At 56.8% G+C, this 21,583-nt stretch carries 16 protein-coding genes; 9 read left to right on the forward strand and 7 right to left on the reverse strand.

The features are described 5' to 3' along the window. Window positions 1-70 precede the first annotated feature (70 nt). Window positions 71-1,357, reverse strand: coding sequence for a glucose-1-phosphate adenylyltransferase (locus N675_RS11290; RefSeq protein ID WP_038040024.1), 1,287 nt, complete (start codon window positions 1,355-1,357; stop codon window positions 71-73). Between the two features lie 129 nt (window positions 1,358-1,486). On the opposite strand from N675_RS11290, the gene accD reads away from it, so the two are divergent. Together accD and N675_RS11300 are read left to right on the forward strand one after the other, a co-directional pair. Then, window positions 1,487-2,386, forward strand: a complete 900-nt coding sequence (gene accD / locus N675_RS11295) for an acetyl-CoA carboxylase, carboxyltransferase subunit beta (protein WP_038040026.1) — start codon at window positions 1,487-1,489, stop codon at window positions 2,384-2,386. Next, window positions 2,383-3,219: an acetyl-CoA carboxylase carboxyltransferase subunit alpha gene (locus tag N675_RS11300; protein ID WP_038040029.1), complete on the forward strand. Its 837-nt coding sequence runs from the start codon at window positions 2,383-2,385 to the stop codon at window positions 3,217-3,219. The genes accD and N675_RS11300 overlap by 4 nt, the downstream gene beginning before the upstream one ends. Before the next feature lie 9 nt (window positions 3,220-3,228). Here N675_RS11300 and N675_RS11305 read toward each other — a convergent pair whose 3' ends face one another. Both N675_RS11305 and N675_RS11310 read right to left on the reverse strand, forming a co-directional pair. Further along, window positions 3,229-3,660 carry an Hsp20/alpha crystallin family protein gene (locus N675_RS11305; RefSeq protein WP_038040034.1) on the reverse strand — a complete coding sequence of 144 codons (432 nt, stop codon included), beginning with the start codon at window positions 3,658-3,660 and terminating at the stop codon, window positions 3,229-3,231. Between the two features lie 55 nt (window positions 3,661-3,715). After that, window positions 3,716-4,861: a site-2 protease family protein gene (locus tag N675_RS11310; RefSeq protein ID WP_051914674.1), complete on the reverse strand. Its 1,146-nt coding sequence runs from the start codon at window positions 4,859-4,861 to the stop codon at window positions 3,716-3,718. Window positions 4,862-5,112: 251 nt separating this feature from the next. Here N675_RS11310 and pyrB point away from each other — a divergent pair, with 251 nt between their 5' ends. Further along, window positions 5,113-6,084, forward strand: coding sequence for an aspartate carbamoyltransferase (gene pyrB / locus N675_RS11315; RefSeq protein ID WP_338417752.1), 972 nt, complete (start codon window positions 5,113-5,115; stop codon window positions 6,082-6,084). Here pyrB and N675_RS11320 read toward each other — a convergent pair. The 3 genes from N675_RS11320 to N675_RS11330 form a co-directional block, all read right to left on the reverse strand. Next, complete coding sequence (locus tag N675_RS11320; protein WP_038040038.1) at window positions 6,081-6,917, reverse strand: slipin family protein; 837 nt, start codon at window positions 6,915-6,917, stop codon at window positions 6,081-6,083. The two genes, pyrB and N675_RS11320, sit on opposite strands and share 4 nt — an antisense overlap. 29 nt (window positions 6,918-6,946) lie before the next feature. Continuing rightward, on the reverse strand, window positions 6,947-8,386 hold the full coding sequence (locus tag N675_RS11325; protein ID WP_081887082.1) for an NfeD family protein: 1,440 nt from the start codon (window positions 8,384-8,386) through the stop codon (window positions 6,947-6,949). Window positions 8,387-8,597: 211 nt separating this feature from the next. Further along, window positions 8,598-11,156, reverse strand: a complete 2,559-nt coding sequence (locus N675_RS11330) for an AAA family ATPase (RefSeq protein ID WP_038040040.1) — start codon at window positions 11,154-11,156, stop codon at window positions 8,598-8,600. A 226-nt stretch (window positions 11,157-11,382) separates the two neighbouring features. On the opposite strand from N675_RS11330, the gene N675_RS11335 reads away from it, so the two are divergent. Together N675_RS11335 and N675_RS11340 are read left to right on the forward strand one after the other, a co-directional pair. Continuing rightward, window positions 11,383-12,411 carry a sigma-70 family RNA polymerase sigma factor gene (locus tag N675_RS11335; protein WP_038040041.1) on the forward strand — a complete coding sequence of 343 codons (1,029 nt, stop codon included), beginning with the start codon at window positions 11,383-11,385 and terminating at the stop codon, window positions 12,409-12,411. A 127-nt stretch (window positions 12,412-12,538) separates the two neighbouring features. Beyond that, window positions 12,539-13,927: a hemolysin family protein gene (locus N675_RS11340; protein WP_081887083.1), complete on the forward strand. Its 1,389-nt coding sequence runs from the start codon at window positions 12,539-12,541 to the stop codon at window positions 13,925-13,927. 8 nt (window positions 13,928-13,935) lie between these two features. Here the strand turns inward: N675_RS11340 and N675_RS11345 are convergent, their stop codons facing one another. Continuing rightward, on the reverse strand, window positions 13,936-14,811 hold the full coding sequence (locus tag N675_RS11345; RefSeq protein ID WP_051914676.1) for a pyruvate, water dikinase regulatory protein: 876 nt from the start codon (window positions 14,809-14,811) through the stop codon (window positions 13,936-13,938). 133 nt (window positions 14,812-14,944) lie between these two features. On the opposite strand from N675_RS11345, the gene N675_RS11350 reads away from it, so the two are divergent. From N675_RS11350 to N675_RS13790, 4 genes are all read left to right on the forward strand, one after another. Next, window positions 14,945-17,335 carry a flippase activity-associated protein Agl23 gene (locus N675_RS11350; RefSeq protein WP_051914677.1) on the forward strand — a complete coding sequence of 797 codons (2,391 nt, stop codon included), beginning with the start codon at window positions 14,945-14,947 and terminating at the stop codon, window positions 17,333-17,335. Between the two features lie 10 nt (window positions 17,336-17,345). Continuing rightward, window positions 17,346-19,226, forward strand: a complete 1,881-nt coding sequence (locus N675_RS11355; RefSeq protein ID WP_038040042.1) for a hypothetical protein — start codon at window positions 17,346-17,348, stop codon at window positions 19,224-19,226. A gap of 51 nt (window positions 19,227-19,277) precedes the next feature. After that, window positions 19,278-19,973 carry a response regulator transcription factor gene (locus N675_RS11360; protein ID WP_038040043.1) on the forward strand — a complete coding sequence of 232 codons (696 nt, stop codon included), beginning with the start codon at window positions 19,278-19,280 and terminating at the stop codon, window positions 19,971-19,973. 115 nt (window positions 19,974-20,088) lie between these two features. Beyond that, entirely contained in the window at window positions 20,089-21,582 is a 1,494-nt protein-coding gene (locus tag N675_RS13790) for a sensor histidine kinase (protein WP_051914678.1), read from the forward strand. The last annotated feature ends 1 nt before the right edge of the window (window position 21,583 follow it).

The raw sequence follows: 21,583 nt of genomic DNA on the forward strand, positions 1-21,583 counted from the left end.
AAGTGTCAAGTGTACTCCGTTCACCGCTCCCGAGCATGCTATCCTGTCATACACTCGATGCGCTGACAAGCTACGACCAGACAACTGTGGCAAGCGGATTAATCGTTTCACCACTCGGAATTTCACGGCTCGGAAAATCCGATTCGTTCACATCTGGGCCAATGAGGACATTTCGTCCAACGACAATCCCGGGCGGAATCACTGCTTTGCGCCCAACGAGAGTGATGCCGCTATAGAGTCTTGTCGGCTCCAGCCAGTTCGGCGTAAAGTCATCCCCATACCCGAGATAACTTCCAGCCCCCACCTGCACGCTTTTGTCAAGAATGCAGCGATCGACAACAGCCCCAGGCCCAATCACCGTATCTGTCATGACGATTGAATCGCGAACGACCGCGCCTTCATGCACAATGACCCCTGGTGAGAGCACCGAATGCTCTACACGGGCACGAATGATGATGCAGCCATTGGAAATCAGGCTACGCGAGACTACTGATCCGTCCATGATTTTGGCTGGAGGGCGTTCCTCGCTGCGTGTGTGGATTCGCCAATTCGGGTCATAGAGATTCAGCTTCGGCAAATCCTCAAGCAGGGCCATGTTAGCTTCCCAGTATGACTGAATCGTGCCAACATCCTGCCAGTATCCTTCAAAACGATACGCAAACACTTTCCCGGTAGGAATCAGGAAGGGGATCACATCCTGCCCAAAGTCGATGAATTCGGGAACGTCTGGACCATGGAGGGAGAAGAGGTCAACGAGCACATCGCGCTTAAAGAGATAGATTCCCATTGACGCCAAATTGCTCTTGGGCTTGGCTGGCTTTTCTTCAAACTGAATAACCCGGTCTTCATCATCGACGAGCATAATCCCAAAGCGACTTGCCTCTTCCCAGGGGACTGGTTGCACGGCCAGCGTTACATCGGCATCGTGTTGACGATGAAAGGCGATCATCGGTCGATAATCCATGGCATAGACATGATCACCGGCCAAAATGAGCACATCGGTATATGGCCGGCGCGTGATATAAAAGAGGTTGTGGTAGACCGCGTCAGCGGTACCGCGATACCAGCCGGAATGCGAGCGGCCAAGATAGGGTTGCAAGATGACAACGCCGCCATTGCGTTCGCGGTCGAGATCCCACGGGCGGCCATGACCAATATGTTCATTAAGCGAATGCGGACGGTACTGCGTGAGGACGGCAATATCAAACAAGCCAGAGTTGACACAGTTACTCAGTGCAAAGTCAATGATGCGATATTTCCCAGCAAAGGGAACAGCCGGCTTGGCACGCTGACGTGAGAGGATACTGAGTCGTTCTCCCTGTCCTCCTGCCAGGATCATAACCACGACATCGTTCATGCCCGCCCCCTTGCGCCCGATCCGGCCGCGTGCTCGATCTGTCACATTCGCATGGTGGGGAACACCGTAGGCGGCAGCCCTCCTGCTTGTACATGTATCATACGCCGGGAGCAGCACGAGGAGGCATCCATGTCACGAGTGTGGCGACCACGGCGAAAGCAACCCGACAATCCGGAATCAACCGGCCCCATGATTCCAGATGACCTCTGGGTCAAATGCGAGCGGTGCCGTGAGCTGATCTACGTCCGCGAGTTTGAGCGACAACTCTACGTCTGCCCGCGGTGTGGCTATCATGCCCGCCTTACCGCTCAACAGCGGATTGCGACGCTCGTTGACCACAATACGTTTACGGCGTGGGATACTGACCTCATTACTGGCGATCCACTGCAGTTCGTCGCCCTTGGCGAATCGTACCGCGAGAAAGCGCGGCAGACAGCGCAGCGCATTGGCGAGAATGAAGCACTGGTCACCGGCCAGGGTTCGATTTGCGGCGTGCCAGTCGCGATCGCCGTAACAGAATTCCGGTTCTTCGGGGCGTCCATGGGAGCCGTCTTTGGCGAAAAGCTTGTCCGCCTCGTCGAGCGCGCCTGTGAACGGCGGTTGCCGGTGGTGACGGTCTCGTCAAGCGGTGGCGCCCGGATGCAAGAAGGAGCCGTCGCACTCATGCAGCTTGCTCGCACGATCGCTGCATTCCGCCGCCTTACTGACCAGCAACTCCCGCATATTGCGGTCTTGGTTGATCCATGCTACGGCGGAGTGACAGCAAGCTATGCCACGAGTGCTGATGTCATTTTCGCTGAGCCCGGGGCGATGATCGGGTTCGCTGGCCCACGTGTGATTGAGCAGGTAACACGGCAGAAGTTGCCAAAGGGCTTTCAAACCGCGGAGTTCCTGCTCGCGCATGGCATGATCGATGCGGTTGTCCAGCGACGGGAACTGCCGCAACGCATTGCCACCGTGATTTCGGTACTACAGGGCAATCGTCAGAAGGCAAAGGAACGCCCGGTTGTCGAAGGGATCACGCAATGACAGAGACGCTGTCAGCCTGGGAACGGGTAACCTTAGCACGACATCCACAACGACCGCATACCCTGCACTACATTCAGGATCTGCTCCACGACTTTGTCGAACTCCACGGTGATCGCCTCTACGCCGACGATCCAGCAATCGTGGGCGGAATCGGCTATTTCAACGATTGGGCCGTTGTCGTCATTGGCCATCAAAAAGGTGAGACAACCCAGGAAAACGTCCGCCGCAACTTCGGCATGCCGCATCCTGAGGGCTATCGGAAGTCTGAGCGGCTCATGCGGCTTGCTGAACGCTTCACCCTGCCGCTGATCACCTTTATTGATACCCCAGCAGCAGATCCAGGACTTGGTTCCGAAGAGCGTGGCCAAGCCTGGGCAATTTCCTCGTGTCTGCAGACAATGGCAGCCCTCCGTGTCCCAATTGTTACGGTTGTCATCGGCGAAGGGGGGAGTGGCGGAGCCTTAGCCATCAGCGTTGCTGATCGCATCCTCATGCTCGAAAACGCGGTCTACACCGTTGCTTCGCCAGAAGCGTGTGCATCAATTCTCTGGCGCGATCCAGCACGCGCACCAGAAGCCGCCACGGCACTTCGTCTCACCGCAGCAGATCTCGCCGCGCTCGGCATTATCGATGAGGTTATTCCAGAGCCGGTACCAGCACACGAGGCACCACATGAGACAATTCAACGCGTCGGAGCCGCGCTTGCCCGCCATCTTCACGAGCTCTGCGCAACCTGGACTGCTCAAGGCTACGACGCGCTTCTCGCAAAGCGATATCAGAAATATCGACAACTGAACTATTGGGAACTCCAATCAGCGAACGCCTCGCAGTAGTGCGACGCACTACATACGGCTTGGGCGCCGGATCGGGATAGACCGAGCACCGCTCTCAGCTGCTTTCGGCAAGCGGACGATGAGGACACCGTTGCTATATTCTGCTTCGGCGTCCTCGACGCGTACTGCGCCTGGCAGAGGCAGACGACGACGGAAATGGCCAAAGCGGCGCTCACGTGAGAGCCAGTTTCCACTCACGCTCGGCTCGCGCACTTCGCCACTGAGTTGCAAGGTATTGTCAATAACCTGGAGTTGGATCTCCTCAGGGCGTACGCCTGGAATAACAGCGTAGACCACATATGCATCGTCTGTTTCGAGGATATCGACCGGGACACCAACGCCGCTGACCGCTCCTGGGCGCCGTACACGTGGAGCAGGGTCACGAGCAACATCGACCGGCTCGTATCCAAGCAATTCTCCCCATGGATCCCAAGGATGCATTGCATTCCCCTTTCTCGTGATACTCTCATCCTGCACAGGCAACGCGCGTGCGCTTCTAGCGGGCAACAAGGCCAAGCAGTTCAGCGAGGACAAGCGAATAATCACGCTTTCGTTGTTGCGAGCCGAGGAAGCGGTAGACATGCAAGAGCCGATCAGCGGTGAAAATGCCGCGATAGCGCCCTCGCTCGGTCACTGGCACGGCTGGATGCCCCGTTTCGAGCATGCGCAAATAGGCATCGTAGACCGGGAGTGACAGATCAACCGTCACTGGATGAGGATCCATAACATCGCGGACAGTTAACTCATACGCAAGCGCAGCGTACCGGAGCACATCTTCGCGCCAGAGCATCCCGACAACCTGTCCCTCAGCATCAACAACGGCAAGATCGCGTGGCCCGCCGTGCAAGGCATGAACCAACGAGGCATCGGGAGCAATACCGCCCATGTCCCACACGGCGAACTGGCCAACTGGCAGACGGCGCATCGCAAGCTCGAGACGGAGCAACCGCTGCTCGATCAGCGTCGCTGCAAGCATAAAAACCGCGATAATCCCAATCAGGGGATCACGGAAATACAAGCCAGCAAGCAATAATGCCACGCCAGCAGCATACCCGAAGAGTACAGCGACCTGTCCGGCAATGCGACGCCCAAAGATGACCGTGAGCCAGGCACGCAGCACACGCCCACCGTCAAGCGGGAATGCCGGTACGAGGTTAAAGAGTGCCAGGCAAAGGTTTGCCCCCCAGACGACCAAGACAAAATTGGTCACGCTCGCCTCACGCATAACCATCGCGAGCTGGACGATGGAATTGATGCCGCGCGAAAGGCAACTCACCACAACCACCGGGGTGAGCAGCAGCGTTACGCAGAGATTCAACGCGGGACCAGCCCAGGCAATACGTGCTTCCTGGGTTGGGAGCAACGGTGCTGGTTCGATTTGCGCCACGCCACCGATTGGGAGCAAGGTAATGCCATTTACTGCGAGCCCACTCCGGTGTGCAAAGATCGCATGGGCGAGTTCATGGCCAGCAACACTGACAAAGATCGCGATAATCAGGAACAAGCTGAACAGCACGCCGAGGAGAGGATCAAACGCGTGCGTTCCCCAGTGCCAGGCCGCCCAGCACACCACTAGGAGCATGGTGGGATGCACACGAACTTCGATACCACGAACCGTAAACAGTCGCCATGTCCAGGTCATACCCCGCCTCACCTGTTTGTTTCAGGATATCGGCAAATTCACCATTCTGCCAGAGGGAAACGGCTATCAGTACCCTCACGTTACATCGACTGCGTACGAACGACCCCTCTTGTTCCAACGGTGTCAATACGCTATGATCGGATATGGGTTCCTGCAGACGGGCTCATCCCCCATGATCCAAGCTGGAGTTGCTCGTGCGGAGCAGCGTGTGCTGAGCGTGTGTGACGTGTGTGAAAGGAGTATCGGCACGGATGGAGATGCCCCGTCACGTTGTGTCGGTTGAGCAGTTTGATCGCGCAACACTTTTTCTCCTCTTTGAGCGGGCCGAAGCCCTGCGTCACTGCACAGCTGAAGCGCTGGCGAGCCGTTTGCGACATAAGGTCATGGCAACGCTCTTTTACGAACCAAGCACGCGAACGCGGTTGAGCTTCGAAGCGGCCATGGTTCGGCTTGGTGGCCAGGTGATCTCAGCCGAATATGCAGCCGCCACATCCTCCGCAGCGAAGGGCGAGAGTATCGAAGATACGGCCAGGATTATCTCGGGCTATGCCGACGTGCTGGTTATCCGGCATCCCCAGGCAGGTGCAGCTGCGCGTGCGGCATCCGTTGCCACGATTCCCGTGATTAACGCCGGTGATGGCGCGAATGAACACCCAACCCAAGCCCTACTTGACCTCTACACGATCTGGCGCGAACACGGGCGCCTCGACCATCTCCGCATCGCTTTTGTCGGCGACTTACGCTATGGCCGCACGGTCCATTCGCTTGCGCGTCTGCTCCGCCATTGCCAGGATATTGAGGTCTTTCTCTGCGCACCTTCGGTCGCTCGGCTGGACACAGAATTGATCGCGGAGCTCATTACTGCCGGCTTGAACGTGCAGGAATGTGATGATCTCCTCGCGCTTGCGCCAACCCTGGATGTCGTCTATCAGACTCGCGTCCAGCGTGAGCGTTACCAAACCCAGGCCGAATATGAACAGGCGCGAAGCCGGTTTATTCTCGATGAGACGTTCCTCGATGCATTCAACCCGCGCGGCATTATTCTGCACCCCTTACCACGCAACGAGGAGATCGCCCCCAGCGTGGATCGTGATCCACGTGCGGCCTATTTCCGCCAGGCGCACAATGGCCTCTTTCTCCGGATGGCATTGCTCGAGTGGGTCTTTAATCTCCTCCACGCCGACTTGACGACCTCGGATGGTTCGGCCTGGACAATACGTTAATCGCCAGATGACGAGCCCTTGCTGGATGACGCGCCGTCGCTCGGCTGCGGCTCCTCACCCCCAGCAATTGGCGCAGTCGTTAAGCGGCGATCGCCAAGAAACGGGGTAATCAAGTCGATCGGCAGAGGGAAGATGATAGTACTGTTGCGCTCGGCAGAAATCTCGGTCAGCGTCTGCAGATAGCGCAATTGCAACGCCCCAGGCACTGTCAGGAGGACGCGCGCAGCTTCGGAAAGCTGATTTGCCGCAGCGTATTCGCCTTCGGCGTGGATGATCTTGGCCCGCCGTTCGCGTTCGGCTTCAGCTTGTCGTGCCATTGCCCGCTGCATTGTGTCGGGCAACTCCACATCCTTGACCTCCACAATGCTGACTTTAATACCCCAGGGCTCAGTCTGTTCATCGATAATCGTTTGAAGCTTCTGGTTAATCTTCTCGCGTTCCGCCAGCAACTCATCGAGCTCGACTTGGCCAAGGACACTGCGTAATGTCGTCTGGGCAATTTGCGAGGTTGCGCGGAAGTAATCGGTAACGTTGTTATAGGCCGCACTTGGATCGACGACTCGGAAATAGGCAACGGCATTCACGCGGATCGTGACATTATCTCGCGTAATCACCTCCTGAGTTGGAATATCCATGGTGACAACGCGAAGATCGACCTTAACCATTCGCTCGATGAACGGCACAAGTAGGATGAGCCCTGGTCCGCGGATCCCAGCTAACCGGCCGAGCCGGTAAATGACCCCCCGCTCATATTCCTGCACGACACGCACTGCCGAACTGAGGACAATCAACGCAAAGAGAACGATGATGACGGCAACAATGAGCCCACCCATTGTCTCTCCTCCCTTCTCTGGAAGTCTCGTTAGACCCGCGACGAGCGAACGCCGATCACACTCTGCATGAGCCGTCGAGCGAGAGGTCGCCATCCACGCTCAAGCGAAGCGGGAGCAAGCGTTGGCAAATGGTCAGGAGAGCCGACTTCAAGTTCAGGAGTAACAAGCAGCGTGAGTCCTTCGACAGCAACAACCCGTACACGCTCGCCAACATTGACTGGCCCATTGATCGAGCGCGCACGCCATAGCTCGCCCATGACGAAGACCATGCCTTCAGGATCAAGCTTCTCGCGTACAACGGCAATCTGATCAATCAAGGCTTCGCGTCCCGTCGTTGGCTGTCGTGTGTGCACATGGGCAACCAGCACAACGACGAGAACAAAGAGGCCCGAAATGAGGCCGACCACCGTTGCAATGACCAGGCGTGAAACCTGAAACACTGGACTTGCTGGTGAGCTAAGCAGCAAGAACGAACCAAGCGCAAACGCAATGATACCGCCAACCGTCAGTGCCCCATGGGTCGGGAAATACACGTCGGCGAGGAAGAGGAGGAAGGCGAACGCCATCAGCAAGACACCAGTCCAATTGGCATCGAGATTACCCAAGGCAAAGAGGCCAAGAAGGAGGAGAATGCCCCCGATAATGCCCGGAAGCACTCCACCCGGATTCGCAAGCTCAAAGAATAGGCCAAGCATGCCAAGACTGAGCAGGATATAGGCAATGTTTGGATCAGTCAGCAATTGGAAAAACCGCTCAGAGAGCGACATCGAGATGGGAATCACCTGAGCATCACGCGTATGGAGCACAACCTCGCCAGTCGCGACCTTGACGACTCGTCCATCGACCTGCGCAAGCAAATCAGGAAGGGTGGGCGCAATCAGATCAATCACGTGGAGTTGCAGTGCTTGATCGGCAGTGATATTGACCGCTTCGCGAACCGCTTGCTCAGCCCAATCAGCATTGCGACCGCGTAGGGTAGCAAGGTTCCGAATCTTTGCAACGGCATCATTGACAACCTTCTGGCGCATCGTCTGATCAGGTGATGTGGCTTCGCCAGACGGGCCTAGGAACACCGGACTTGCCGAGCCAATATTGGTCGTTGGCGCCATCGCGGCAATGTGGGCTGCATAGGTGATAAAGACCCCAGCAGACGCAGCCCGCGCTCCTGGCGGTGCAACGTAGACAATCACCGGGATCGGGCTTTGCAGAAAATCGGTCACAATGTCATCCATCGCGCTTGAGAGCCCGCCCGGCGTATTCATCTGGACGACAATCGCGTTCACCTGCTCGCGCTGCGCTTGTTGCAGTCCACGATGCAGGTAATTCGCCATCATGGGCGTGATGGCACCATCGATGTGGAGGAGCGCGACTCGAGACGGCGGGTCTTGGGCATACGCAGATGGCCCATAAGTTAATAGGCAGAGAAGACTAAAGAAAAAGAGTCCCAGTCGGAGGTGCCATGTTCGCATTCTGCCAGTTCCTCACTCAACACAAGTATACCGTAGGGCTATCTGGTGCATTTGGCCGTACACAATCTCCCACAAATAAAACGCCAGCAGCCATCATCCCGATCCCGTGAGGCGGAAAGTTAAAGGGAAGTTAAGGGAGCGCAGGAAGCGGGAACGTGCAGCCGAAACGGCACACCGGCATCCGGCTTGAACGTGAGACAAGCGAACGAGCCTAGTTCACATAGATCTGCGATCCCTCAACGGTTTTGACGACTGTAATGCGCGTTGGGAACAGATCCTTGAGTTCCTCAAGATGCGTGATGACCAGGATCAGCGCAAACTCGTCTTCGACTGCTCGAAGTGCCTGAACAATCCCTTCACGCCCTTTTGCGTCCTGTGAGCCAAAGCCTTCATCGATTACGAGGGTTTCGAGGCGTGTCCCAGCCCGATGAGCAAGCAACATGCTGAGCGCAACGCGGATCGCAAAATTCAAGCGGAAGGCTTCACCGCCACTGTACAGCTCATATGGGCGTTGGCCGAGTTCATCACTAATGATGATATCGAGCGTCTCCGTAAGCTGGTTGTCTGTGCGCTTCGGTCGCTGGGTCCGGAACGAGAGGCGCATGGTATTGCCGGGCATACGATCAAGAATGGCATTCGCGCGCTCTTCAAGTTCCGGAAGCATATCCTCGATAATCATTGCCTGAATCCCATCGCGACCAAACGCACGCACTAACACGTCGAGGGACTGCAGATCATCGCGCAATTGCTGCTGCGCGCGCTCCAAAACCTCGAGTTGTTCGGCACCCTGACGCGCATCAGCAAGTCGTTGCTCAATGCGACCCAATTCAGCGTGTGCCTCACGCAGGCTGAGATCAACAGCGTTGAGCTCTTCAGCGAGGGTGTTCATCTGCGCTCGCAACGGCGCCAACCCCGTGAGCTGCTGCTCAATCCCGCTGAGCTCATTCACCAGCGCATCGATGTCCTGCTGCACGTGCTCGAGTTGCTCAGTGAGAGAACAGAGTTCACGTTCCTCCTGCTCAATCGTCGCAGCTTTCTGGAGTAGATCATGGTAACGCGCTTCGGCATCGGCCAGATCACGCACTTTCGCTTGTGCAGCGAGATGAGTAGCTTCATCGTACGGGATAGCGGCGAGCGCCTCTTGAATCTGTCGCAACTCATCGCGATAGGCTTGGCCCAGCGTCCCCGATTGCAACTGCTGCCGTAGTTCGTCCGCCCGTACGGCCAAGGCAGACTGCTGCTCACGCTGTTGCTGCATAAGCTGCACACGCTCTTGCAAGCGCAGGAGACGCTGCTGCAGCTGTTCGCGGGCCGAGAGGTCTTGCCGTACACGATTCCGCTCAGCTTCGAGGCGTTGCAGTTCTGCCTTGAGATTTGCGATTTCTGCCTGTTTCTGCCGATACTCTGCGTTCAACTCTTGCCCATGTTGGTTGAGCTCTTGCATCAGCCGTTCACGATCCGCCTGATCAAGCGGCCGGAGACAAACCGGACACGTTGCACCGATGGCATTCAGCTGGCGCAGTTGCTGTTTCAATTGCTGACCCTGTGCCTTGAGTTGCTCACACTGTGCTTGCAGTTCAGCAAGTTTGGCATGTGTTGTTTGGATGGTTGTTTCAATCGCATCCCGCTGACTATCAAGATCAGCAAGGGACTGGTATTGGGACGCAAGTTGAACGATCTCCTGCTCCAATGCAGGGAGATGCTGGAGATCCTGAGCAAAACGCGCAAGCTGCTGCTCCACGGCATGCAGTTCACGTTCGACGCACGCGACCTCTTGCGTAAGCAAGGTCCGAAGCTCTTGCTGGCGCACTAAGAGCCCTTGCCGCTGACGCAGTTGTTCATTCAGCTCTTGTAATTGATTGCGTGCCTCTTGCAGCGCCTGGTATTGCTGGGTAATTTCCTCGGCCCGCGCGAGGATCTCTTTCGCTATTGCGAGCCGCTGCGCGCGCTCTGCCCGTCGCGCCTGAAGCGTCGCTGCCTCTGTCTGAAGATTCTTCAAGCGCTCTCGCCGATCTGCAGCAAGCTCCGCTAAGTGCTCAAGTGCGCGGACAGCTTGTGCAAGAGACTCGTAGCGCTGCTGGAGATCGTCCCGCCGTGCCTCTTGTTGCTGAATGATGGCATGCTGCTGAGTAGCTGCAGCTTCAAGCTCCGGGAGCTGATCAACAAGTTGACGCAGTCGGGCTCCTTCCCGCTCCCCTTCTGCCAGCTGTGCCTCGATGGCCCGAGCTTGTTCTCGGGCATATTTCTGACACAGGTCATAAATTTGCAGGTTTAAGATGTCACCCAAGACCTGCTTACGCTCAGCCGGCGTCTTCCGCGTAAACGCATCAGCCCGGCCTTGAAGAAGGAAGGCTGAATTCACGAACGTTTCGTAATCAATGCCAAGCAAGCGGTTCAGCCGCTCTTGCGTCTGCCGCATGCCGCCTTCTGTCAGGACATGCCAGCGCTCGCCATCACGCGCGTGTAACTCAAGCACGCCTTTTGCGGCACTACCAGGGGCAGCTGCGGAACGACGCCGGATAACGCGAAATTCACGGCCATTGAGACTGAATGTCAACTCAACACGTGTCTCGGTACCACCAAGGCTAATCAGATCCTGATCGTTTGCTCGCGCCTTGCCCCACAACGCCCAGGTTATGGCATCAAGCAATGCTGACTTGCCAGCCCCATTTTCGCCGCAGAGACATGCAACGTGCATGCCGCGAAAATCGAGCTCAACCGGTTGGCGATAGCAAAGGAATTGGCTTATGCGCAGCAGCTGTGGAACCATGCACCACCCCACTGATTCTCGGCCTGCAGGCCTTCTGCAGGAATGTGAGTATAGCGGAGCGCTGAACGGACGTTGATCGGCTACCAGAAGGACTTGCCTGGAACGTATACTGGGAGGAATGAAGGGAGCTAGACCGTAGCCAGGTCAACCTCTCCTCCGCGCGTCATAGTGCGTGAGGTTCAGGGAGAATGCGCGTTCAGGTACATGGGAGGGTCACGCAGCACCGATGAGTCCGAGGCGACGGAAAGAGCGAGAGTTCTCTTTGGAAGATGACAACCCAGCAGTGCAGGGTGGCGCAGCCTTTGAAGCGGAGGCAACGGAGGAACCATCGGAGCTGCTGCCAGATGTTCTTGAGCCGGATGCGGTTGAACTCGAACCGCTCAGTGAAGACGACCTCAGCAAACTCCTGGAAGCTGATCCTTCAGCGACAAGTGACCCGCTCCGGCTGTATTTGAAGGAAATTGCCCAGGCCCCGTTGCTGACGCCAGAGGAAGAGGTAGAACTCGCCAAGCGGATTAAAGAGGGCGATACCGAAGCACTGCAACGCTTTGTACGATCGAATTTACGACTGGTCGTGAGCATTGCCAAGCGCTATGTTGGACGTGGCCTCTCCCTCTTAGATCTGATTCAAGAGGGCAACATTGGGCTCATGCGGGCGGTTGAAAAATTCGACTGGCGCCGCGGCTACCGGTTTAGCACTTACGCCACCTGGTGGATCCGCCAAGCCATTACCCGAGCCATCGCCGATCAAGGGCGCACCATTCGTCTCCCCGTTCACGTGACCGACAGCATCACGCGCTACCACCGGGTCATGACGCAACTTTCGCAGGAACTCGGTCGACCACCGCGACCCGAAGAAATTGCCGAGGCTATGAGCGTCCAACCGGAGAAAATCGCGCAGATTGTCCGCGCTGCACAGCGAACGATTTCGCTGGACCGGCCACTGACGGACGAGGACGATACCAGCCTGAGTGACCTCATTGCAGACGAATTTACCCAAAGTCCCGAAGAGTTAGCCGAAGAAAGCCTCATGCGGCGAGATATCGCCGAAGCCCTTGAGATGCTTTCCCCGCGGGAACGGCTTGTGCTGCAACTCCGGTACGGCCTCACTGACGATCAGCCACGCACCCTTGCGGAAGTCGGCGAATTACTTGGCATTAGCCGTGAGCGTGTCCGACAGATCGAAAATGAGGCTTTGCGGAAACTGCGGCATATTGCCAAGGAACGCCTTGCGGAGTATTATGCAGGGCTCTAATCCCGAGTGTAATGCTATACTTTGTGTTGACGCTGTTCCTCGTGTCAGTAGCTGTCTTGGATACACGAGGGAACAGTATTGCCAACACTGCATGACGAACTGAAGGGAATGGACGCAACCAAGGACGATGGATATTCCACAACCTCTTGCATTGACACTTCTCCTTCTCCTCATTGCAATGAATGCGCTCTTTGTCACTGCTGAATTCGCGCTCGTCTCAGCTCGGCGCACGCGACTCGAACAGCTCGCTGAGCAGGGCAACCGTCTTGCCCGTACTGCGCTACGGTTCATGGATGACCCCAATCTGTTTATTTCTGCGGCGCAGGTTGGGATCACCATTGCCAGCCTTGGAATTGGTTGGCTGGGCGAACCAGCGCTTGCCAATCTCTTTAGCCAATGGCTCACGGCGGTGCCGAGCCGTTTTCAGGCAGTTGCGGCGCACACGCTTGCATTTGCCCTTGCGTTCATTCTGATCACGCTGTTGCATATCGTCTATGGCGAGCAAGTGCCCAAGATGATCGCGATTCAGCGCGCCGAGCAGCTCGCCATGGTCACCGCTGCCATCATGCGGGCAATCTCAATCGTCTTCCGCCCTGCGATCTTGCTGGTTTACTGGTTAACCGAACTCACGCTGCGGCCATTTGGGCTTCGCTACGAGCCAGAGCGACACCTTGTCTACTCCGTCGAAGAACTCGAAATGCTCGTTGAGTCAAGCGCCGAAAGTGGAGAAATCGACCCACATGAGCGCGAACTCATCCAGCGCGTGCTGGCCTTTAGCGAACTGACGGCATACCAAATTATGGTGCCGAGAACCGAGCTGATCGCACTGCCAGCGACCATCTCGTTTCCTACTCTTATCGAGACAATCGCCCGCGAACGACGCTCGCGCTACCCTGTCTATGACGGGACGATTGACCAGATCATTGGCGTGCTGCACGTGAAAGACCTCTTTCGCCTTTTGCAAGGGCAGTGCTTTCCAGAAGAGCTGAACCTTCGCGGTCTCGTGCGGCAAGCGCTGACAGTGCCAGAAAGCTTACCAGTGAGCGAGCTCCTGCGCTTAATGCAGGCGCAACACACCCAGGTAGCGATCGTCATTGATGAGTTTGGCGGAACGGCTGGACTTGCGACACTTGAAGACGTTGTCGAGCACATCATTGGCGAAACGCAAGACGAATTCGAGCGTCCAGAACGTGATATTGAGATCCTTCCCAATGGCGATGTCCTGGTGAACGGACTGCTGCTCATTGATGAGGTGAACGAGCGCTTCGGCTTGGCCATTGAAGATGAGAACTTCGATACGATTGGCGGCTACGTCTTTGGTCAGCTTGGGCGTAAGCCAGAAGTTGGTGATGAGATCCAAGTTGGTAACTATCGACTGCGCGTCGAGGCCCTCGATGGTCTCCGCATTTCCCGACTTCGACTGAGTCCAATCCAGCCTGGCGAGGAAGTACTGGAGGAAACAGCCAGCACGCCCGCATCTCCCACTGCAGGGGATGCCAAAGCGTCGCGCTCGTAGCAGCGCGCTTACGAGCCGATTAACTTGTCAACACTCGCAGGTGAAGACGTTCCACGTGGTCGAAACCACTGTCGTTCAATGACTGAGACGACCTCCTTGGCCGATTCCTCGATTGACTTACCCGTAATATTCACCAACGGCCAAGGGTAGCCCCGTCGGGCAATCCGCCGGAAATAAATCAGCTCTTCGGCGACTTTCTCGGGATCGGCATATTCACCTGGCAGTGTCCCGCCAAGCGCTTGGAGCCGATTCTGGCGAATCCGCACTAACTCATCCTTATCGATGATGAGCCCAACGATTTTCCGTTGATCGATCTGTTCAAGTTGCGGTGGAATCGGCACGTTGAGAACAATCGGCACGTTTGCGACCTTCCAGCCTGAAAGTGACAGGTAGACACTCAGTGGCGTTTTTGACGTGCGGGAGACACCGACCAGCACAATATCGGCTTCATCAAGCGTGTCGAGCCCTTGTCCGTCGTCATGGCGGACCGTGTACTGAATGGCATCAATCCGCTGGAAGTAATCAGCGTCAATGCCGCGGGCTGCGCCAGGACGCAAAATTGGGCGAACACCCACTTTCTGTGAAATCTGGCCCAATAAGGGACCAAGTAAGTCGACATGGTCAATCAACCGCTGGCGACATTCACGTAAAAGGAACTGTCGCAGCTCCACGAGAACGATCGTATGCACAATAATGGCGTTGCAACGCGCCGCTTCTTCAACAATATCGAGGATCTGGTTCTTCGTACGCACACCAGGGTAGCGCTCGATGGTGAAATCGACACCCGGAAACTGCACTTGCGCCGCCTCGACAGCAGCCTGGGCCGTCGACCCTAAGCCATCAGAAACGATAATAATCGTGCAGTGAGGGCGGACGTTCTCCATGTTGATCAGATCCTTCCCAACGCAGCCTGGTTTCATTTGAGAGAGCATACGCCGCTTCTGTATGGCTCGCCAACGAGGCGTGTGCGTACGTGATAGAATCGCGCGCGAGGAAAGCTGGTAGACGAACTCGACAATGGTACGAGAGCAAGCAACGCAACCTGAGCAGACAATACAGCAGCCTTCGCGGTTACCACGAACAGTGCAGCTGCCCCAACCATCTTTCGCCTGGTCGTGGCAACTCCTCCACCCTACTCTTGAACAGGTTGCCTATACACTTCTTGCCCTCGCCGCAATCGTCACGCGCTTTTGGGATCTCGGCTCGCGCGCTCTTCACCACGATGAATCGCTCCACGCCTATTTCTCGTGGGTCTATGCAGAAGGCCGAGGGTATATTCACCACCCGCTGATGCATGGGCCGGCGCTTTTTCATCTGGTTGCTTTAGCGTTCCTCCTCTTTGGATCAAGTGATTTCGCCTCGCGGATTCCCGCTGCTTTGTTTGGCGTTGCGCTGGTCCTGATGCCCGCTTTGTTACGTGATGAACGACTCCTCGGGCGTTGGGGCGCGTTGATCGCTTCACTGCTTCTGCTTTGCTCGCCAAGCATCCTCTACTACAGTCGTTTTATCCGCCATGACATTTTTGCTCTAGCCGGCACCGCATTACTCGCCATTGCGATATTGCGCTATCTTGAACATCCCGAACGCCGCTGGCTGATTACTGGTCTGGCAACAATCGGGTTCCTCCTCACCACACACGAGGTCACCTACATTCTCATCGCACTGTTCATCATCTTTCTGGGCATCGCCGTGGCCTTTCGCGTTGCACCAGCACTGTTCTGGGTTGCTGGCGCTGGATTGGTCGCTGAAGGCGCACTCATAAGCATTCTCCACCGGCTCGGTGTTGGATCCTTGCCAGCAATCCCGTGGGAAAACCCTTCGTGGCCGATGGTACGGGCCTTCCTGATCGCGCTCCTTGTCCATCCCCTCATCGTCGGGACAGCTGGCGTTCTCCTCCTGTGCATCCTAGCAGCACTTTGGGTTCTCAACCGCGCGCGTCAGCCAGGAGAAGGATGGATTGACGGGTTGCTTGGCCAAGCGCCGCCAGGCTCCGTTGCCTACGCCCTGCACACGGGACTTCGTGATCAAACGGGGCTCGTTGCCGGAATTACGATTGCGCTCGCGATTTTTGTCACACTCTACACGAGCATCTTCACGAATCTCGGCGGACTGCTCAGTGGTACATTCGGCGCAATTGGATATTGGCTTGGGCAGCATGACGTTCAACGCGGTGAGCAACCGTGGTTCTACTACCTTTTGCTGACACCACAATACGAGTTCATCGCTGTTTTGCTCTTTCCCATTGGTATTCTCCTGGTTGTCGCGCAAGCCATTCGAGCGCTGATCCGCGGCCATGAGCTGAGCAGTCGTTGGCGTCTGCGCGCATTCCTTGCATTTTGGAGCCTTGGCATTCTCGCCGCATTGTCATGGGCTGGTGAGAAGATGCCGTGGCTCGTTGTCCACATTGCGTTGCCACTCACTTTGCTTGCAGCATCACTGCTCGGCGGTCTGGCGGAATATCTTGTGCGGCATTGGGCACACTGGGAAACACGACAACGACGCCTTGCCGTAGGGCTAGCTGGGCTCAGCGGACTCTTGCTCGCAGCGTGGTTCTTCGCGTTTGCCTGGGCAAGTGCAGGCCCGTATACCACAGTGCAGAACCAGCTTCAGCGCGTGCCACGACCAGAAGCCCTGGCCCACTGGCGCTGGCTGTGGCTACCGCTGCTGCTCTTACTCGTGCTCATCCTTGCGCTCAGCATTGACCGTCGTTTACGGCAGTTCACGCTCGGTGTCGCCCTCGGTTGCACGGCAATTCTGCTCCTCGCGCAGATTCACGTTGGGTGGCGGCTCACCTACCGCCAGGGCGATGTCCCGCTCGACATGTTGGTCTATGTTCAGACATCGCCCCAGGTTGTCCAGCTCACGCATGAACTCGAGACGCTCTCGCACGAGACAACTGGCGGCATGGGCCTCGATATCTGGTATGACTCAGGCACCCAATGGCCGTTTAACTGGTATTTGCGGGAATTTCCCAATGCGCGATACTTCGGCACCTCGCTCAGCTCTCTCCCCGCACAACCGCCATCGATCATTCTCTACTCACTCGAGTTCCTGACACCACAAACCGACACGCTGTTGCGCAGTCGCTATACGGTGATCGAATATCCGATGCGCTGGTGGTTCCCCGAAGAGCAGACGTATCGACGGTTCGCGATTGCGCCAGAACTGAAGAATCCGGCACGGCAAAACTATCAAACCTCACAACCGCCGCCCTATAGTGCAGGTGATGTCCTTCGCAGTGTCTGGTCAAGTATTGCGAGCCTTGCCAAGCCAGACGAGCAGGCAAAGCTCTTCCGGCTCGTCATGTATCGAGAGCTACCAGCCCCGATTGGGTCGTACCGGTTCCGTGTCTACATCCGTAACGATCTCGTCCCATATTTCGACCAACTCCACTATGGAGGACAATAGGGGAGTGTCAATGGAATCGCATCAGGTCTGGGCTCAGGCTATGTATACCGAGGCTGAAACCACAACTGCTGATCCAGTACTTGACCACCGGCTTGATCTCACACGGGTTCGTCGCTTCGTGCTCGCGAGTGGGCTCATTCTCGTGCTCGCACTTGGCATACGACTTATTGGATTCGGCAATTACCCACTGAGTCCTCACGAGGCCCAACTCGCCTACGATGCGCGGTCACTCCTGCGCGGTGAATCCGTTTCCGCAAGCGGTCTCAGTCAGCCGCTGACCACGCTGGTCACCAGCTTGTCCTTCTTTCTCTTTGGTGAAGGCGATGGTACAGCGCGCCTCGTCGCTCTTGTTGCCGGGCTTATCGCGCTTGCTGGGCTTCTCGCCGCAGTTCGACGGCATGATCCCGCCGTTGCCCTTGCGGCTGGCGTTCTTGCTGCAATTTCCCCAGTCTGGACTGCGCTTTCGACACGGCTGGACGGCGGATCGCTCTTGCTCGCGCTCACGTTTTGCCTCGTTGCCATAAGTCAAAATCCTGGCCCCGCTACCTCCTGGCGTGCCGGAGTACTCGGTGCACTTGCCGGTTTGCTGCCCCTCACGCATCCACTCGGTTGGCTTGTGCTGCTCGCCCTCGTTCTGTGGGGAGCACTGCGACGAACACTCACTCCACCAACGATGGCTGTTAGCTTCGGGAGTGCGATCCTTTCTCTTATTCTTGGCGCAAGCTTTTTCTTCACGCACCCAGCTGCCTTAGGAATCTTCCTTGGACAGAGTATGCACATGCTCTGGAATGCAACACTGGCTCACCCATTTGCTCACTGGCAACTGCCGATCTTCCTGCTGTTTACTGACGCATTCCCGATGTTCGTCTTTGCCCTGATTGGCATTGTTTGGTCGATACGCGACCAGACGCGCACACACTGGCCCCTCTTCCGGATTGCAGCACTCTGGACAGCGCTCACGACTCTGCTCGCACTTGTCAGCGGGGAACAATCCTTGGTGCTCTTTGGGTTGCTCGTTACTCCCTTGACAGTGCTTGGGGGAATTGGACTCGCACGGCTTGTTGCGGCCACGCCATGGCGAGCCCTGCGCCAAGGAACTGATCTCGCACTCTTCGGCGCAATCCTTTTGCTCTTTTTAGCGGCCGTTAGCTTACTGGGCCGGCTTATCGACGGGCCTGGGAATGAGGGGATCAGCTGGTGGCTGAATGTCCTCAGCCTTGCGCTGCTCACCCTCGCAATCCTGCTTGGTGTGGCAACGCTCTGGCGCAGTGCTACCGCCCGCTGGGCTGCCCTTACGTTTATCGTCTTGTTCTTACTTCTTGGTCTTGACGTGCGAACTTCAACAATGCTTCAAGCGACAAATACGGTTCGTTCAGGAGAGTTGTTGCTTGCTGATATGCCCTCCCCCGGCCTACGCTCCCTCGCCAATCGCATTCGGCAGCTGAGTGAGGACACAACAACCTTCCAAGCTGATAGCCAGGATCCGACAGGCGGGCATGGCCTTCGCATTGGTATCGATCCTGCGCTTGCCCAACCGTTCCGCTGGTACTTCCGCGATTTCCCGCACGTTGTCGTGCAAGCAGGGCTGACACCAACAACACGTCCAGACCTGGATGTGCTGATCAGCACGGAGAATCTTCCACCGTCATCAACCTTCGTGGTTCGCAGCTTCCCGTTTTCCTTGGAACTTGCACCAGCCTATGCAACACCGAATTGGAAAACGCTTCTTACTTCTGCCATCAGCCCACGCGGTCTTAAGCATTACTTTGGGTTTCTCATTGAACGACGCGTCGCGACGCCTGCAGCACCAACAACCTTCGCTCTTGGACTGAAACCAGATCTTGCACAGCGGCTGTATGGCACAACGACGAGCACAACCCCGACGCAATAGGGGCATTCGCGACACAATGTACGCACGAAGTCAAGGAGGAATCGGGTCGTCATGGCACGCATTCTCGTCGTTGAGGACGACCAACGGATTGCCGATCTGCTCAGAGTCTTCCTCCGGCGCGAGGGTCACGAGATTATCACAGTTGCAAGTGGCGAAGAAGCGCTTCGCCAGTTTGGCGACATCCAACCAGACCTCGTCATTCTTGACTTGATGCTCCCTGGTATTCACGGACGTGAGGTGTGTCGTGCCATTCGCATGCGCCACGATACCCCAATCATTATGCTGACTGCCCTCGATGACGAGCGCGATGTTGTCGAGGGGCTTGATCTCGGCGCCGACGATTATGTCACCAAGCCGTTTAAGCCTCGGGAACTTTTGGCGCGTGTTCGGGCTGCCCTACGACGGGCAAGTGGGAAAGCGGCATTGGTGAAAGAACTGATCGTTGGCGATCTCCAGATCAATACGGCTGATCGCACGGTGACAGCGAATGGCCGCCCGATCGCGTTGCGCCCTCGCGAATTCGATCTCCTCGTCACCCTCGCCCAGCGCCCCGGCTCCCTCTTCACGCGGGAACAATTGCTTCGCCTTGTCTGGGACTGGGAGATTGATGAAGAGACGCGCACCGTCGATGTGCATGTCAACCGACTTCGCCAGCGGCTTGCTGGCACGAAGGTAACGATTGAAGGCGTACGCGGCCTGGGATATCGACTTGTGGTGCACGACACCCTATCGGCTGACACGGTGTAATCGGTCGTGGCAGCCATCCCCTTGCACGATTGATACGGTTACGCTCCGGTTACAGAGGCACAGTAGGGTAACAATAGCACTGGGGAAACCTGGTGCGACATAAGGAGTTGCAGCAGTGCTGCGAAGCGTCCGAGCCCGCATTTTTGTTGGATGTATTGGGGTGGTGCTTGTTATGGTGCTGACAACAGCGATGGCGGCGAGTGTACCGATTCGCCACTTCCAGCGCCAGCTCGCTGTTGAGCGGCTCCAAACACTGGCGGTTCCGCTCGCGACGGGCGTCACCTCGTTAGGCGAACGCCCTGGTGCGACAGCCGCAACCATTCAGACATACCTCACGCAACAAGCTGAACGGCTTCAAGCCCGACTGCTGATCTTCGATAGCCAAGGCACCTTGTTGATGGATTCAGCACCCAATACCCCTCTCCCTCCAAGTATGGTCAGCGCGTTGCAGCAGCGTATGCGCGACAATGCTGACACGCTCCTTGCCATTACGCGGCCTCCGAACCGGCCGATGGCAATTAATGGCGGGGTCATCGATCAACAGCAAGTTATCTTCGCTCCGATTCCACGGAGCGGCGGAGCAGTTCTGGTGCTGCTGACCTCACTCAGTCCAGCACCAATCGCCCGGAGCCTTTTGTTCCCGTTGAGCCTCTCCCTCTTGCTGGGACTCATCGCAGCAGGTGGGGCAACGTGGTTTATCAGCCGTGCGATTGCTGGCCCCATCGAACGACTTACGCGTGCAGCGGACGTCGTAGCAGCTGGCCAACTCAACGTGGTGCTGCACGAAGAAGGACCGGATGAGGTTGGGCGCCTGGTGCGGAGCTTCAACGCAATGGTGCGGAGTCTTCGGGCTACGTTCGAGAGCCAACGGCAGCTTCTTGCCAACATCGCACATGAATTGCGTACCCCACTTACGGTTATCCAGGGCTATGCACTGGCACTCCGTGAGCAGACATTCGACGATCCGCAGGAAGAACTCCAAGCGCTTGAGATCATCAACGATGAGAGCGAGCGAATGAGCCGACTGCTAACGCAGTTGCTGCAACTCTCGCGGCTCGAGACAGGGCAGCGGCAGCCTGCTCTTGTTCCAGTCGCACTTGCTGACCTTGTTCAACGAGCGTTCCAACGGCATCGCCTTGCTGCGGAGCAAAACGGGATCCATCTCGAGAACGCTGTCGATGCGAATTTTGAGCTTGCCGTCGACCCCGATCTCTTTACCCAACTTTTCGATAACTTACTTACCAATGCACTCCGGCACTGCCAGACTGGTGCTGTTATTCGCATTGCCGCTGAGCGTAGTATCGATCCTGTAACGCACCAACCAATTGCACGTATCACCGTGAGCGATACCGGATCCGGTATTCCGCCAGAGGCACTGCCTCACCTCTTTGACCGTTTCTACCGTGTTCCTGCAGAGCGTGCGGCTGCAGAGACGGAGAGCGGGTTTGGCCTCGGGTTGGCGATCGTACGAGAGATCGTGACTGCGCACGGAGGCACGATCACAGTCGAGAGCCAACTCGGCAAGGGCACAACGTTCACGATTACGTTGCCGGTTCAGTCGAACCTACGGTCTGTATCGGCTGAACTTGCACGGAAGGAGGGTATCTGAG

Origin of the sequence: Thermorudis peleae, from assembly GCF_000744775.1 — a bacterium.
Taxonomy (GTDB): domain Bacteria; phylum Chloroflexota; class Chloroflexia; order Thermomicrobiales; family Thermomicrobiaceae; genus Thermorudis; species Thermorudis peleae.

Bases quoted from the DNA above. Each gene is read 5' to 3' on its own strand.
- N675_RS11360 (WP_038040043.1), top strand. From the start codon at position 19,278: ATGGCACGCATTCTCGTCGTTGAGGACGACCAACGGATTGCCGATCTG.
- N675_RS11310 (WP_051914674.1), bottom strand. From the start codon at position 4,861: ATGACCTGGACATGGCGACTGTTTACGGTTCGTGGTATCGAAGTTCGT.
- N675_RS11330 (WP_038040040.1), bottom strand. From the start codon at position 11,156: ATGGTTCCACAGCTGCTGCGCATAAGCCAATTCCTTTGCTATCGCCAA.
- N675_RS11290 (WP_038040024.1), bottom strand. From the start codon at position 1,357: ATGAACGATGTCGTGGTTATGATCCTGGCAGGAGGACAGGGAGAACGA.
- N675_RS11340 (WP_081887083.1), top strand. From the start codon at position 12,539: ATGGATATTCCACAACCTCTTGCATTGACACTTCTCCTTCTCCTCATT.
- pyrB (WP_338417752.1), top strand. From the start codon at position 5,113: ATGGAGATGCCCCGTCACGTTGTGTCGGTTGAGCAGTTTGATCGCGCA.
- accD (WP_038040026.1), top strand. From the start codon at position 1,487: ATGTCACGAGTGTGGCGACCACGGCGAAAGCAACCCGACAATCCGGAA.
- N675_RS11320 (WP_038040038.1), bottom strand. From the start codon at position 6,917: ATGGGTGGGCTCATTGTTGCCGTCATCATCGTTCTCTTTGCGTTGATT.
- N675_RS11355 (WP_038040042.1), top strand. From the start codon at position 17,346: ATGGAATCGCATCAGGTCTGGGCTCAGGCTATGTATACCGAGGCTGAA.
- N675_RS11305 (WP_038040034.1), bottom strand. From the start codon at position 3,660: ATGCATCCTTGGGATCCATGGGGAGAATTGCTTGGATACGAGCCGGTC.
- N675_RS11300 (WP_038040029.1), top strand. From the start codon at position 2,383: ATGACAGAGACGCTGTCAGCCTGGGAACGGGTAACCTTAGCACGACAT.
- N675_RS11335 (WP_038040041.1), top strand. From the start codon at position 11,383: ATGAGTCCGAGGCGACGGAAAGAGCGAGAGTTCTCTTTGGAAGATGAC.
- N675_RS11345 (WP_051914676.1), bottom strand. From the start codon at position 14,811: ATGGAGAACGTCCGCCCTCACTGCACGATTATTATCGTTTCTGATGGC.
- N675_RS11350 (WP_051914677.1), top strand. From the start codon at position 14,945: ATGGTACGAGAGCAAGCAACGCAACCTGAGCAGACAATACAGCAGCCT.
- N675_RS11325 (WP_081887082.1), bottom strand. From the start codon at position 8,386: ATGCGAACATGGCACCTCCGACTGGGACTCTTTTTCTTTAGTCTTCTC.